The sequence below is a fragment of the Nocardiopsis dassonvillei subsp. dassonvillei DSM 43111 genome, assembly GCF_000092985.1.
GTDB classification, from domain to species: domain Bacteria; phylum Actinomycetota; class Actinomycetes; order Streptosporangiales; family Streptosporangiaceae; genus Nocardiopsis; species Nocardiopsis dassonvillei.
This window is the reverse complement of record NC_014210.1, coordinates 4428531-4441744: the sequence shown is the minus strand read 5'-3', so window position 1 is coordinate 4441744 and position 13214 is coordinate 4428531. Positions and strand designations below refer to the sequence as shown.

14 protein-coding genes are annotated in these 13214 nt (G+C 71.3%); 6 read left to right on the top strand and 8 right to left on the bottom strand.

Annotated features, from left to right (window positions below; all coding sequences use genetic code 11):
• Positions 1-7: 7 nt before the first annotated feature.
• Entirely contained in the window at positions 8-829 is an 822-nt protein-coding gene (locus tag NDAS_RS18330; protein ID WP_041552851.1) for a methyltransferase domain-containing protein, read from the bottom strand.
• Between the two features lie 311 nt (positions 830-1140).
• Between NDAS_RS18330 and NDAS_RS18325 the strand changes: the two genes are divergently transcribed.
• The 4 genes from NDAS_RS18325 to NDAS_RS18310 all read left to right on the top strand — a co-directional run bounded on the left by NDAS_RS18325 (position 1141) and on the right by NDAS_RS18310 (position 5753).
• Positions 1141-1857: a sigma-70 family RNA polymerase sigma factor gene (locus tag NDAS_RS18325; RefSeq protein ID WP_049800385.1), complete on the top strand. Its 717-nt coding sequence runs from the start codon at positions 1141-1143 to the stop codon at positions 1855-1857.
• Positions 1854-2165, top strand: coding sequence for a mycothiol system anti-sigma-R factor (gene rsrA / locus NDAS_RS18320; protein ID WP_013154705.1), 312 nt, complete (start codon positions 1854-1856; stop codon positions 2163-2165). The genes NDAS_RS18325 and rsrA overlap by 4 nt, the downstream gene beginning before the upstream one ends.
• An 844-nt stretch (positions 2166-3009) precedes the next feature.
• Positions 3010-4419 (top strand): HD-GYP domain-containing protein, encoded by a 1410-nt coding sequence (locus NDAS_RS18315; RefSeq protein WP_013154704.1) that lies wholly within the window; start codon positions 3010-3012, stop codon positions 4417-4419.
• Positions 4419-5753 carry an HD-GYP domain-containing protein gene (locus tag NDAS_RS18310; protein ID WP_081461757.1) on the top strand — a complete coding sequence of 445 codons (1335 nt, stop codon included), beginning with the start codon at positions 4419-4421 and terminating at the stop codon, positions 5751-5753. The genes NDAS_RS18315 and NDAS_RS18310 overlap by 1 nt, the downstream gene beginning before the upstream one ends.
• A gap of 136 nt (positions 5754-5889) precedes the next feature.
• Here NDAS_RS18310 and NDAS_RS18305 read toward each other — a convergent pair whose 3' ends face one another.
• Positions 5890-6630 carry a GntR family transcriptional regulator gene (locus tag NDAS_RS18305; RefSeq protein ID WP_013154702.1) on the bottom strand — a complete coding sequence of 247 codons (741 nt, stop codon included), beginning with the start codon at positions 6628-6630 and terminating at the stop codon, positions 5890-5892.
• A 144-nt stretch (positions 6631-6774) separates the two neighbouring features.
• On the opposite strand from NDAS_RS18305, the gene NDAS_RS18300 reads away from it, so the two are divergent.
• Positions 6775-8319, top strand: coding sequence for a sensor histidine kinase (locus NDAS_RS18300; protein WP_013154701.1), 1545 nt, complete (start codon positions 6775-6777; stop codon positions 8317-8319).
• Between the two features lie 161 nt (positions 8320-8480).
• Here the strand turns inward: NDAS_RS18300 and NDAS_RS18295 are convergent, their stop codons facing one another.
• Together NDAS_RS18295 and NDAS_RS18290 are read right to left on the bottom strand one after the other, a co-directional pair.
• Positions 8481-8738, bottom strand: a complete 258-nt coding sequence (locus NDAS_RS18295; protein WP_013154700.1) for a WhiB family transcriptional regulator — start codon at positions 8736-8738, stop codon at positions 8481-8483.
• A 305-nt stretch (positions 8739-9043) separates the two neighbouring features.
• Complete coding sequence (locus NDAS_RS18290) at positions 9044-9976, bottom strand: diacylglycerol/lipid kinase family protein (protein ID WP_013154699.1); 933 nt, start codon at positions 9974-9976, stop codon at positions 9044-9046.
• 256 nt (positions 9977-10232) lie between these two features.
• Here NDAS_RS18290 and NDAS_RS18285 point away from each other — a divergent pair, with 256 nt between their 5' ends.
• On the top strand, positions 10233-10622 hold the full coding sequence (locus NDAS_RS18285; protein ID WP_013154698.1) for a hypothetical protein: 390 nt from the start codon (positions 10233-10235) through the stop codon (positions 10620-10622).
• 32 nt (positions 10623-10654) lie between these two features.
• On the opposite strand, the gene NDAS_RS18280 is transcribed toward NDAS_RS18285, so the two are convergent.
• From NDAS_RS18280 to NDAS_RS18265, 4 genes are all read right to left on the bottom strand, one after another.
• Positions 10655-11413, bottom strand: a complete 759-nt coding sequence (locus NDAS_RS18280; RefSeq protein ID WP_061080583.1) for an RNA polymerase sigma factor SigF — start codon at positions 11411-11413, stop codon at positions 10655-10657.
• A gap of 41 nt (positions 11414-11454) precedes the next feature.
• Entirely contained in the window at positions 11455-11880 is a 426-nt protein-coding gene (locus tag NDAS_RS18275) for an ATP-binding protein (protein ID WP_013154696.1), read from the bottom strand.
• A gap of 125 nt (positions 11881-12005) precedes the next feature.
• Positions 12006-12488, bottom strand: coding sequence for a GNAT family N-acetyltransferase (locus NDAS_RS18270; protein WP_013154695.1), 483 nt, complete (start codon positions 12486-12488; stop codon positions 12006-12008).
• An 83-nt stretch (positions 12489-12571) separates the two neighbouring features.
• On the bottom strand, positions 12572-13159 hold the full coding sequence (locus NDAS_RS18265) for a class I SAM-dependent methyltransferase (protein ID WP_013154694.1): 588 nt from the start codon (positions 13157-13159) through the stop codon (positions 12572-12574).
• Positions 13160-13214 lie beyond the last annotated feature (55 nt).

The following is a 13214-nucleotide window of genomic DNA, read 5'->3' as shown; positions in this document are numbered from 1 at the left end:
CCCCGCCCTAGCCGGGCTTGCGCGCGCTCGCCACCAGGTGCACGCCCACGTAGTCGTCGGACTCCGTGGCGCGCAGTTCCATCTCCACCAGGCGTCCCATCGACCTCGGGTCGCGCGCCAGCATCATCTCCACCGTGGAGGCGGACAGCACCGTGCGGGGCTTGACCCACTCCAGCTCCAGACCGGCTTCGGCGACCGCCTCGGTGAGCTGCTCGGCCGTGAAGCACCGCGTGATGGAGCCGTCCGGCCAGGGCACCAGGAGCACGTCCGCGTTGGGCGCGTGGCTCAGCTCGGGCCAGCGGTCCTGCTCGGCCAGCATCGCCATGCCCAGCACCACCGAGTCCACGCACAGCAGGGCGCGGCCCCCCGGGCGCAGCACCCGGCTGACCTGGGCCAGCGCCTCCTCGGTGGCCAGGTGCCGGGACAGCACCCGGTTGTCGGCGATGACCCCGTCGAAGGAGTCCGGAGCGAAGCTGCGCAGGAAGGCGGAGTCGCCCACCACGTGGCGCAGCCGTCCGCGCCGGGCGGGCCGGGGCACCACCGCGCGCCCGTTCACCAGGGTCAGCGGGCGGCGCACCGCCACGTCCACCGACGGCAGCAGGGTGACCACGTCGTGTCCGGCGGCCACGGCGCGCGGGGCGCCCTGGTAGTCCGCGCCGGAGAGGTCGAGCAGCAGGGAGGGGGTGTCGGGGAGCCACCGGGCGACCTGCGCCTCTGCGACCGCCCAGTAGAACCGCCAGTAGTCCGACAGGCGGTCGGGGGTGGCGAACTGGGCCGCCGTGGGACGGGGGCGGTCGGAGGCCGGGGTCGGGGACGGTCGCACGTGCACTCCTCTCCCATCCTCCAGATGTCCTACCCGCACTCTGCCATGCCTCACCTCCGGTGACGGAGGTAAACGACAAAGTTCGCCCAAGGAGGGACCTTCGTCCCTCCGCGGCGCGGAATCAGCTCGGGCGAAGCGTTGTTCTCCCCTACACCGCGCCCGGAGCAGCAGCGTCCGGGCGCGCCACACGCGAGTATGCGGGGGAGGGCCGACAGACCATGCCGACAGCCGGGACGTGCCTGGAGCGCGAGGAGACGGTGTCGGCGCCACGCGGCGCCGATGCGCGGGTCCGTGCCATGGGACCGTATCGTTGGGGTATGGACGCCCCAACCGGGACCAGCGCGAGGAGGCCGACGGGCTTGGAACAGGGCCAGGAGCAGGAGACAGCCGAGGAACGGGAAGAGCGCTTCGAGAGGGACGTGCTTCCCTTCCTCGACCAGCTCTACTCCGCGGCGCTGCGGATGACCCGTAACCCCGCCGACGCGGAGGATCTCGTACAGGAGACCTTCGCCAAGGCGTTCGGTTCGTTCCACCAGTTCAGACAGGGAACGAACCTCAAGGCGTGGCTCTACCGCATCCTCACCAACACCTTCATCAACTCCTACCGCAAGAAGCAGCGCGAACCGAAGCAGGCGGGGACCGAGGACGTCGAGGACTGGCAGCTGGCGCAGGCCGCGTCGCACACCGCGGCGGGCCTGAAGTCGGCTGAGGCCGAGGCGCTCGAACACCTCCCCGACACCGACGTCAAACGGGCGCTCCAGGAGCTGCCCGAGGACTTCCGGATCGCGGTGTACCTCGCCGATGTCGAGGGCTTCGCGTACAAGGAGGTCGCCGAGATCATGGGGACGCCCATCGGGACGGTCATGTCCCGGCTGCACCGCGGGCGCCGCCAGCTCAGGTCGATGCTGGAGGAGTACGCGGTGGAGCGGGGGTTCCTGCCGGCGCGGGCGGCGGCCGAGGCCGGCGCGGTCGCCTCGGGGACGTCCCCGCGCGGACGGGGACAGGACGTCTCGGATCGAGGAGACCGGCAATGAGCGGCGGCCACGGCGAACACAGCGACACCCCGTGCAGCGAGGTGCTCGCCAAGCTCTACACCTACATCGACGGCGAGCTGGAGGAGGGCAACTACGAACAGGTGCGCGAGCACCTGGACGGGTGTGGGCCCTGCCTCGACGAGTACGGCCTCGAGGAGGCGGTGAAGAAGCTCGTGGCCAAGCACTGCGGCTGTGATCCGGTGCCGATGGACCTGAGGGACAAGGTGCTCAACCGCCTGGCCCGGGCGCGCACGGAGCAGTTGGCCCGGGAGGCCCGCGTGGAAAGCCCGGGCACCGCGCCCTCCTGAGGGAGCCCGGGCACGACCGGGCCCGGTACCGGACGAAACCTGGCACACCTGGTGGCGGAAGCTGGAATTCCAGCTTCCGCCACCTTTTTGTTGGATTTTGTGCCCTGTTCCGTTATTAGTGATCTCTGAAGTGATGTGTGGCTTTTATGCACTTTTACGGGAATGTCGTGCCGTATTCCCCGTGCCTGTCGGGTTTTTGGTCAGGTGCTTCCCAGCCGTGTTCCCGGCTCCTTCCCCGACACGCCCGGCGCGCCCGGGCCGTTCCCGGTCGTGACCCACTCGGAATGTTTTTTCTGCCCGGCTCCGGGGTTCGTTTCATCTGGTTACCTGGGGTAGTCGTACCTGGTGGTTCTGGTCGGCGGGTGGCGGGGCAAGCGCCCAGGCGGTGGATCTTCATGCGCTCCCACGCCCGGGGGTGTTGTTACGCAGGGTAATCGAAGTGCGCTACTAATTGAATTCGTAATTCCATATTCCGGAACTTGGCGCCAGTGGGAGGGGGTGTGGTGAGGGTAGTTCGGGTTGGGGGTAATCGGGGCGCTGTCGTTGCCCGTTAAACTGGACGCCATATCCAACGAATGGGGTAATTTACGCGGCGTGCCCGGGGATAACGGCGGTGCGCGCGCGTCGGGGGAGAGGGGACAACGGTGTTCGTCGGCATGCTCCACGCGGTGATGGGTGTTCTTTGGGTGGTAACCGCCTTCAGTGGATGGTCCTGGTGGTAGAACAGAACCGGTGAAACCATGACAGTCCGGTCGTCGTCGGCGGGGGGTGAACGGGGGTGCGGGCTCTTCCTGGGGGCGCGCGTGTCTACGTCGGAATCATCGTTGTCAGTGCTGTCACCATCATGCTCATGGGTCCCTACTCGGGCCTGGATCTGCGCACACTGGTCCTGATCGCGATTCTCTTCGTGGTCGCGGAGTCGATCAGTACGGCGGTCCTGACGGGCGTCAAGGCGGGGATCTCGCCGAGTTCGGCGGTCTCCCTGGCCGCCGTCGTCCTGGTCGGACCGGTCGGGGCGGCGGTGGTCGGTTTCGCCTCCTGCTTCGCCATCCGCAGGCAGAACCTCGTCAAGAGGGCGTTCAACGGAGCACAGTTCGCACTGGCGGCCTACGCGGCCGGACACGTCTACCTTCTGCTCGGCGGAACGGTGGGAGAACCCGGCCGGGAGGACTTCCCGGCCATCGTCCTCCCCTACGTCGCCGCCGTCCTGACCCACTCCCTGGTCAACTCGGTGCTCGTGGCCGTCCTGATGTGGACCCTGGGCGTCGTGCGCCCCGGCGGCTCGCGTGGCCGGTTCGACTGGCGTCCGCTGGTGGGGGTCGAGCTGTCCTCCATGGGCTACCAGATGCTCGGCCTGGCCATCGCCGCGGTCTGGGGCGGGGTCGGCCTCATCGCGCCGCTGCTGGTGCTGCTCCTGCTGTTCATCGCGCGCTGGACCTTCGCCCAGCAGCTGGACGAGGCGCGCGCGCACGAGGCCACCCTGGCCACCCTGTGCCAGGCGGTGGAGACCAAGGACTACTACACCCGGGGCCACTGCATGCGCGTGGCCGAGGGCGCCGCCATGATCGCACGCGAACTGGGCATGCCCGCCGACCGGGTGCAGAAGATCCGCTACGCCGGGATGCTGCACGACATCGGCAAGCTCGGAGTGCCCACCAAGGTGCTGCAGAAGACCGGCAAGCTCACCGACGACGAGTACGCGGCCATCAAGCTGCACCCCACGCGCGGCTACGAGATCGTGCGGGAGATCAGCTTCCTGGACGAGGCGCTGGCCGGGATCCGGCACCACCACGAGCGCCTGGACGGGCGCGGGTACCCCATGGGCCTGGTCGGGATGGAGATCCCCGAGTCCGCGCGCATCATCAGCGTCGCCGACGTCTTCGACTGCCTCACCTCCACGCGCTCCTACCGCAGGGCGTGGTCGGTGGAGGACGCCGTCGCCGAACTGCGGGCCTGCGCCGGGACCCAGTTCGACCCCAGGATGGTCGAGGCGCTCGTGCGCGCCGTCGAACGCGAGGGCTGGGAGACACCCGACATCGCCGAGCCTCCGGGCGGCTGCTACGGGTCGGAGGCGGCCGAACGCTCCGTGGAGGGGTCCGGCCGAGCCGGGGAACCGGAGGAGGTGCCCGCCGACGCGTCCGCCGAGGAGAGCGCCGCCGGGGAGCCGTCCTCCGCAGGGGCGGCGGCCGACGAGGCCGCCTCCGCGGACGCCACGGCCTCCGCCGAGGCAGTGACGGGCGGGCGTGAACGATGATGACGCAGAGACAGTCGGACGGGGCCCGGTCGTCCGGGCCCGTGCTGAGCGGTCCCGAGGGCGGTGCCCTCAACCACCAGCGCCCGCGCGGGCCGGTCTGGCGGACCTCCCGGCCGGTGCGCGCGGCACTGGTCGGCTCGGTGGGCTCGGGCGCTCTGGCCGCGCTGGTGTGGACGGCCTCGACCGGGGTCGTGGAACCGCACGTGGCGCTGGCGTTCTGCCTGGTCGTCGCGGCCGGTGAGCTGGCGCGGATCACTCTGCCGGGCCACCGGGAGGTGGCCCCCATCGCCTCGGCCGGCGCGATCAGCTACGCGTTCCTGCTGTCGCTGGGCTCCGGGCCGCTGCACCACTCCGCCTGGCAGGTGGTGGCGGTGGTCGCCCTGGGGGTGGCGCTGGGCGAGCTGCCGCACATCGCCGTGGGCCGCAGCCCCCGGGTGGAGGACGTGGCCCGCAGGGTGCTCGTCGCGGCGGCGCTGGCGATCGCCTTCCGGCCGCTGGCCGACCAGCTCCACCTGTCGGGCCCGTCGGTGACGGCCACGCTGCTGATGGCGGCGCTGGTCATGCTCGTCTGGGCGGCGGACTCCCTGCTGGCGGCGGTGCTGCGGGCCGAGCGCCTGCGCACCAGCCCCTCCGTCGCGGTCCGCGACGAACTGCGCGCCCAGTTCGCCACCGGTGCCGCGATCGGCTCCAGCGGCGTGCTGATCGCGCTGGCCTGCACGGTGACCGGTCTGGGCGGGCTGCTGGTGTTCATCGCCCCGCTGCTGGTGTCGCAGGTGGCCTTCCGCCGCCACGCGGAGGTGCGCCGCACCTACCTGGAGACGGTCCGGGCGCTGTCGCGGGTCACCGAGGTGGGCGGCTACGTGGAGAACGGGCACTCGCGCCGGGTCAGCCAGCTGGCGCACGGGATCGCCTGCGAACTGGGCCTGGCCGAGGCCGAGCTGCTGGAGCTGGAGTACGCCGCCCTGATGCACGACATCGGCCAGCTGTCCCTGCGCGAGCCCATCGCGGGCGGCGCCACCGTGCTCGCCTCGCCCAGGGAGCAGAGGCGCATCGCCGAGCTGGGGTCGGCGATCATCCGGGAGACCGGTGTTCTGGACAACGTGGCCGAGACGGTCCGCCGCCAGTGCGAGCCCCTCGCCGGGGACGGCGACGAGGGGGTCCCGCCGCTGGGCAGCCGGATCATCAAGGTGGCCAACGCCTTCGACGACCTCGTCGGCGACAACGGCGACGCCGAGCGCCGCACGGCGGTCCTGGAGCGCCTGCGCATGGACACCGACAGCGAGTACGACCCCCGCGTGGTGGACGCGCTGGCCACGGTGCTCTCCCGGCTCTGACCCGCGGGATCCGTCCGGCGGGGAGCACCGGCCCGGACCCGGCGGCGGCCGGGCGCGGGCCGTGTCACGGCCGGACGGTCCCGGAGCGGGCGCTGGCGTGCCGGCCGCCCTGCTCCGGCGCCCGCCCGCACGGGGGTCAGTCCCGGGGCGGGCGCAGGCGTGTGACGAACTTGTACCGGTCGCCCCGGTAGAGCGAGCGCACCCACTCCACCGGGTGCCCGTCGCCGTCGAAGCTGTGCTGGCAGTGCAGCACCAGCGGCAGGCCCACGTCCACGCCCAGCAGCCGCGCCTCGTTGGGCGTGGCCAGAACGGTCTCGATCGAGGCCTCCGCCTCGGCCAGGGAGACGTCGTACGCGCTCGCCAGAGCCTCGTAGAGCGACGCGTAGCGGTCCAGCTGCCGACGCAGGCCCGGAAAGCGCCGCGCGGCCAGGTGGGCCGTCTCCACGGCCATCGGCTCGCCGTTGGCCAGCCGCAGCCGCTCGATGCGCAGCACGCGCCCGCCGGAGCGGATGGCCAGCAGCTCGGCGAGCTGGTCGTCGGCGTTGATGTAGCTCACGTCCAGGATGCGCGTGGCGGGGTGCAGGCCGTGCGCGCGCATCTCCTGGGTGTAGCTGGTCAGTTGCAGGACCTGTGCCACCTTCGGCTTGGCCACGAAGGTGCCCTTGCCCTGGATGCGCAGCAGACGGCCCTCGACCACCATCTCGGTGAGCGCCTGGCGCACGGTGGTCCGCGAGGTGCCGAACTGGGTCGCCAGGGCGCGCTCCGGGGGGACCGGGTTGCCCGCGGGCATCGCCTCGATCAGTTCCAGGAGCTGCTTCTTCACCTGGTAGTACTTCGGCACCCGGGGGTTGCCGTCCAGTGTGCGCTGACCAGTCATCAGTCTCCTTCGCCGAGTCCCGCGCTTGCCGCACAACCCTCCCGGTGTGGTCGGCACGGCGGGGGTGGCAGCCGCCGATTGGTGTGGACCACTGGTCGAGTGCGTACCTCTTGAGTATGCACGCCTTCATGGGATGATTTGTGAGTGCCTCACCTCAGTGATCTCATCTGGCGACACACGTCACTCAAGCAGGCCGACCTGGAGTGGTTCCACTCCCTGGTCTCGGACTGGCAGCTCCTGGCGGACCTGTCCTTCGCCGATCTCGTGCTGTGGGTGCGTCTGCGCGAGGACGACGGCTGGGTGGCCATCGCCCAGATGCGTCCCACCACCGGGCCCACCGCCTTCCAGGACGACCTGGTCGAGACCGTCCTGCGCGACGACATGACCGATGTCACGTCCCGTTCGGCGCCGCGCGTGATCGGGCGCAGGGCCCTGATCGACCGCGCCTGGGAGGAGGGGCGCATCTGCCGCGACGGCGACCCGGACTGGTCGGGCGGCGTCCCGGTGCGCGAGGAGACCATTCCGGTGCGCCGCCAGGGCAACCTCATCGGGGTCATCCAGCGCAGCACCAACCTCAGCTCGGCGCGCACGCCCAGCCGCCTGGAGCTGACCTACCTGCAGAGTGCGGGCGACCTGGCCCAGATGATCGCCGAGGGCGCGTTCCCGTTCAGCGACCAGGGGCCCCTGATGGTGCGCTCGCCCAGGGTCGGCGACGGGCTGCTGCGCCTGGACCAGAACGGCGAGGTGGTCTACGCCAGCCCCAACGCCCTGTCGGCCTACCGCAGGCTCGGCCTGACCGCCGACCTGGTGGGGGCGCGCCTGGACCGCACCACGCTGGAGCTGGCGGCCCCGGGCGAGGCGCGCGACGAGGCGCTGACCTACACGGCGAGCGGCCGGGCGCCGCAGGAGGCCGAGGTGGACGCGCGCGGGGTCACCGTGCAGCTGCGCTCCATCCCCCTGGTCATCGACGGGGTGCGCATCGGCGCCCTGGTGATGGTGCGCGACGTCACCGAGCTGCGCCGCCGCGAGCGCGAGCTGATGACCAAGGACGCCACCATCCGGGAGATCCACCACCGGGTGAAGAACAACCTCCAGACGGTCGCCGCCCTGCTGCGCCTCCAGGCGCGGCGCCTGGACGTGCCCGAGGCGCGGGCGGCGCTGGACGAGGCGGTGGGCCGGGTCGGGTCCATCGCGATCGTGCACGAGATGCTCTCGCACACCCCCGACGAGGTGGTGGACTTCGACGACATCGCCGACCGGGTGATCCAGATGGCGGCGGAGGTCTCCTCCACGGGCACCGCGGTGGTGCCGCGCCGGATCGGCGGTTTCGGCCTGCTGAACGCGCTGGTGGCGACACCGCTGTCGATGGTCCTGGCCGAGCTGGTGCAGAACGCCGTGGAGCACGGCCTGGGGCAGGGGCCGGGGCGGATCGAGGTGCGGGTGCGCCGGTTCGACGCGCAGCCGGGCTACCCGGGGCCGAGCAGCCTGGAGCTGGCCGTCTCCGACGACGGCGGGGGGCTGCCCGAGGACTTCGACCTGGAGGGCACCACGAGCCTGGGCCTGCAGATCGTGCGGACCCTCATCGTGGGCGAGCTGGGGGGAACCCTGGCGATCAAGCCCAAGGAGAGCGGCGGGACCGAGGTGGCGATCAGCCTGCCGCTGGAGCACGAGGAGGGGGAGCTGCCCTGAGACGGGGCTCGCGCGGACCACGCGCGGGCCCGCTCCGGGGGGCCGGCGGAAGCACCGGCCCGCGACGGCCCCGGGCGCCGTCCCCGCCGCGCCGCGCGGGGACTCCTGGGGGCCTTCCGGAGCTCCTCGGGGTCTTCCGGGGACCTACCGTGTGCGGGGCCTCAGCTGCGGACCATGGTGCGGTAGGCGCTGCCGCGGCGCTTCTTGAGCGCGCGGCGCTCGTCCTCGCTGGTGCCGCCCCAGACGCCGCCGTCCTGGCCGCTCTCCAGGGCCCAGCGCAGACAGGCGGAGCTGACCGGGCAGCGGTTGCAGACCGCCTTGGCCTCTTCGATCTGGATCAGTGCGGGGCCGAAGTTCCCGATGGGGAAGAAGAGTTCGGGGTCTTCGTCACGGCAGGCTGCGTCATGGCGCCAGTCCATGCGGTCCACTCCTCACGGTGAGGCGATCGGGGGCTTGTGAAGCTTTTCACGATCTTGTGCGCGTCCGTAACGGGCGAAGGGCGCCCGATGGATGGGTTCCATCGGAAGGGGTGTTCGGGCCGAGGGCCGTCCAGGTTTCATCCCACGGCCATGTGGGAAGCGCCCCAATTAACTCGCCTGTAACTCGCGGCGATAACTTGAGCGTGACAGGATCGTTCGGCCCATGCAAGAGCTGCCGAGGCCAAAGGTCCTGTTCGGCGTGTCGGGTGCGTCACAGTGGCTCGGAATGGCGTCTTTCGGCGCAATTAACAGACGATTCGTAATGCCTTCGGTACAGAGTGGAAGTTGACCTGTTCGCGGTCTCCCAGGTATTCGCCGTCGATTTGGAAGGCCCGGGGGTGGGATGACGTGATCTGGAGAGAGTCCTGGTCATGCCACGTCACGTAGCCGTCCCCACGTGCGGGAAGGCCTTTGGGGAAGAACATTTGGGAAAGGATCCACCCCGTGAGCGCGTGCGAGGAGTGGGTCAGCGCGAAAGCGTCCAGGCCCAGATCGAAACGCGAGGACGGGGTCGGCTGAAGCGGCAGCGCCCCCGCGTAGGTCCAGGGCGTGGTGTTGGTGACGAGCGCGAAATACGCCCCCACAAGGGACCTTCCGTGGCTGACCACGCTTAGTGACGGATCGCGGATATCCCCCTGGAAGAACAGCTTTACCGCCACTTCCGCGTACAGCGCGGGAGTGGCCCTGCGCCCGTTGGCGCGCTCGTTCTCCACCTGCTGGACCACGTCGGCGTCCCAGCCGAAACCAGCACAGAAAGTGAAGTAGCGGTCGTCCTGGTCGCTGGTGATCCGGCCGAGGTTGATCTCGCGCTCGCGGCCCTCGCGGACCGCCTCCAGTACGACGCCGGTGGCCTCCACCGGGTCGCCGGGCACGCCCAGGGCGCGGATGAAGACGTTGGCGCTGCCGCCGGGGATCACCGCGTAGCGGGGGCGCCTGAGCCCCTCGGGGGTGGTCAGGAGGCCGTTGACCACCTCGTTGACGGTGCCGTCGCCGCCCAGGCTCAGCACCAGCTCGTATCCGTTCCCGGCCGCCTCGCGGGCCAGCTCGCCCGCGTGGTCGCGGTACTCGGTCTCGGACACGGTGACGTCCAGCTCCGACGCCAGGGCGCCCATGATCACCTCACGCGTGCGTGACGTGGTCGTGGTGGCCTGGGGGTTCATGATGAGAAGGGCGCGCACCACGCCAGTCTAGGGCGTATCTCCCGGGGGCTCCGCTCCGCTTCGGCCCGCCCGTCGCCCGCCGGGGGCGCTCCGCGCCGGTGCGGCCGCCACCCTCAGGGGACGCCGCGCGCGGCGCTCCTCCTGCCGGGGGCGCCTCGTGTGCGAAGCCGGGGCGGCGCCGGGCGGCACGTCGTCGCGGACCACGGTGCGGGCGCCGTGTGCGCGAAGCCGGGGCCGGGGGGAGGGACCCCCGGAGCGCGTATAGGCTCGTCAGGTGTCTTCGCGTCCCGTCACCATCGTCATCGCCGCCGCCCTGGAGGCCCTGATCGGGCTGGCCGCCGCGGCCAGCGGGGTCTACAGCCTCTTCACCGCGATCACCGGTCGGGCCAGCGACCTGACCAGCGCGATCCCCCTGACCGCCCTGGGGCTGGGCGTGGGCGCGCTGCTGGTCTTCGTCGCACGCGGGCTCTGGCAGCTGCGGGACTGGGCGCGCACGCCGGTGTTCGTCACCCAGCTCTTCCTGGCCGTGGTGGCCTACTACATGTTCACCAGCGAGCAGTACGCGTTCGCCGCGGTGCTCGCGGCCGTGGCGGTGTGCGCCTCCGCCGCCGTGCTCTCGCCGCCGACGACCGCGGCGCTCTTCCCCGACGAGCGGGGGAAGTAGCGCCGCGGCCGCCCGCGGCGACCGCTCGGGTGTCAGTCGTCGGTGGTCAGCGCCTGGCGCAGCTGCGCCAGGGTGCGGGCCAGCAGACGGGACACGTGCATCTGCGAGATCCCCAGCTCCTGGGCGATCTGCGACTGCGTCATGTTGCCGAAGAAGCGCAGCAGCAGGATGCGCTTCTCCCGCGGCGGAAGCTGCTCCAGGAGCGGCTTGAGCGACTCCCGGTACTCCACGCCCTCCAGGGACTCGTCCACGATGCCCAGTGAGTCGGCCACCGCGGGCGCGTCCTCGTCCCCGCTGTCGGGCGCGTCCAGCGACACCGTCGAGTAGGCGTTGGCGGACTCCAGGCCCTCCAGCACCTCCTCCTCGGTCATCTGCAGGTGCGCCGCGAGCTCGGCGACGGTCGGGGAGCGCCCCTCCCGCTGCGACAGGTCGCTGACCGCCTTGGTGAGCGAGAGCTTCAGCTCCTGGAGGCGGCGTGGAACCCGCACCGCCCAGCCCTTGTCGCGGAAGTGCCGCTTGATCTCACCGACGATGGTGGGGGTGGCGTAGGTGGAGAACTCCACCCCGCGCTCCAGGTCGAACCGGTCGATGGACTTGATCAGCCCGATCGTGGCCACCTGGGTGAGGTCGTCCAGCCACTCGCCGCGGTTGCGGAAGCGGCGGGCCAGGTACTCCACCAAGGGCAGGTGGAGCTCCACCAGCTCGTCGCGGATCCTCCGGCGCTCCTCGGAGTCCGCCTCGAGTTCGCCGAGGCGCTCGAACAACTCTCTCGCGCGGGCCCTGTCGGGCACCGCGTGCTCGGTCTTCGCTGTCAGAGCGGGCCCCCTCTCGCTCACGCCGACTCCAGTGTGCCGCGGCGTTTGTACAGGACGATGTGGACACGGTCGTCCGGTCCGACGCCCGCGTCGACCTCTCCCGCGAGGGCGGACAGGACGGTCCAGGCGAAGGTGTCGCGGGCGGGAAGGCGCCCGTCCGCGGTGAGCACCGAGACGGAGATGCGCATCCCGTCGGGGGTGAGTTCGAATTCCGTGGTCAGTTCCGTGCCCGGCAGCGCCTGGGAGAGGAGCATGGCGCAGGCCTCGTCGACACCGATCCTCAGGTCCTCGATCTCGTCGAGGGTGAAGTCCAGTCGCGCGGCCAGACCCGCCGTCGCCGTCCGCAGAACGGACAAGTAGGCGCTGTCCGCGGGCATGTTGACGGTGACAGCGTCCCGGACGCCGATGGCGTCGGCCGTGGGCACAGCGGTTTCTTCGGTCACGTCCCTCCTTCGGGGGGCGGGGTTGCCGCTTGAGAGCAATGTATCTGGTTTACCCTGCCACTGACGCAGGGCGAACGGATCGTGTCCACACGATCCGGGGCGAAAGGCCGGACGGACGGCCGGTCTCAGGGCTCCTCGGAGCCCAGTGCGTCCAGCGCGCCGCCGTCCAGGCGGCGGACCGTCCACCCGTCCATGGGGCGCGAGCCCAGCGACTCGTAGAACCGTATCGAGGGCTCGTTCCAGTCCAGCACCGACCACTCCAGCCGGGTGTAGCCGCGCTCGACGCAGATCCGGGCCAGGGTCCGCAGCAGGGCCAGGCCGTGTCCCCGACCGCGCGCCTGGGGGCGCACGTACAGGTCCTCCAGGTACACGCCGTGCTTGCCGGTCCAGGTGGAGTAGTTGCGAAACCACAGCGCGAACCCGACGACCGGGCCGTCCCCGTCCTCCTGGGCGACGTGCGCGAACACCGCCGCGTCCGGTCCGAAGAGGGCGGTGCGCAGGTCCTGTTCGGTGGCGACGACCGCGTCCGGCTCCTTCTCGTACTCGGCGAGTTCGCGCACCAGGGCGTGGATGACGGGAACGTCGTCGGGACGTGCGGGACGGATCATCGGACCACCTCGGGCGCGCGGCGGGGACACGGTCGCCTCCAGGGTATGCGCTGCGGCGGGGCGCCCCCGCGCTCCGGGACCGCTCAGGGACGGTGGGCGACCACCCGCTCCACCAGTCCGAGGAACAGCCGGTCGTGGTGGACGACCTCGAACCCGGCCTCGACGGCGACCTCCCGCGGCAGGCGGCGCGGGTTCTCCCGGCGCCGCTCCACCAGCCGCCCGGGCAGGCGGGCGTACTCGATGTGGTCGGCCATCAGGAGCCTGCCGCCCGGCGTCAGCACGCGGTACATCTCCGCCAGGGCGCGCCGCTGGTCGGGGACGGCGCACATCGCCAGCGTGCACAGGACGGTGTCGAAGGCCTGGTCGGGGAAGTCCAGCTCCTGGGCGTCGCCCTCCACGAAGCGCACGGCCCTGCCCAGCTCCTCGGCCCTGTCGCGGGCGCGGTCGAGCATGCGCGGGCTGACGTCGACGGCGGTGAGGCGCACCTGCGGCGGGTAGTGGGCGAGGTTGCGGCCCGTCCCGACCGCCACCTCCAGCGTCTCGCCGCGCGCCCCGGCGCACAGGATCTCGCGGGTGCGGCGCATGGCGGGGCTCTGGAAGCGCTCGCTGTGCTCGCAGTAGGCGGCCATGCGGTCCCAGCGCCTGCGTGTGTGGTCCGTGCGAGCGTCCATGTGCCTCTCCCGAGCGGGGCGCGTACACCACGACTCTGGCGACGCGCCGCCGCGC

Excerpts from the sequence above, each read along its gene's own strand:
- NDAS_RS18305 (WP_013154702.1), bottom strand. The coding sequence starts at position 6,630 with ATGACTGGTCAGCGCACACTGGACGGCAACCCCCGGGTGCCGAAGTAC.
- NDAS_RS18265 (WP_013154694.1), bottom strand. The coding sequence starts at position 13,159 with ATGGACGCTCGCACGGACCACACACGCAGGCGCTGGGACCGCATGGCC.
- NDAS_RS18310 (WP_081461757.1), top strand. The coding sequence starts at position 4,419 with ATGACGCAGAGACAGTCGGACGGGGCCCGGTCGTCCGGGCCCGTGCTG.
- NDAS_RS18315 (WP_013154704.1), top strand. The coding sequence starts at position 3,010 with ATGCTCATGGGTCCCTACTCGGGCCTGGATCTGCGCACACTGGTCCTG.
- rsrA (WP_013154705.1), top strand. The coding sequence starts at position 1,854 with ATGAGCGGCGGCCACGGCGAACACAGCGACACCCCGTGCAGCGAGGTG.
- NDAS_RS18295 (WP_013154700.1), bottom strand. The coding sequence starts at position 8,738 with ATGGACTGGCGCCATGACGCAGCCTGCCGTGACGAAGACCCCGAACTC.
- NDAS_RS18270 (WP_013154695.1), bottom strand. The coding sequence starts at position 12,488 with ATGATCCGTCCCGCACGTCCCGACGACGTTCCCGTCATCCACGCCCTG.
- NDAS_RS18325 (WP_049800385.1), top strand. The coding sequence starts at position 1,141 with ATGGACGCCCCAACCGGGACCAGCGCGAGGAGGCCGACGGGCTTGGAA.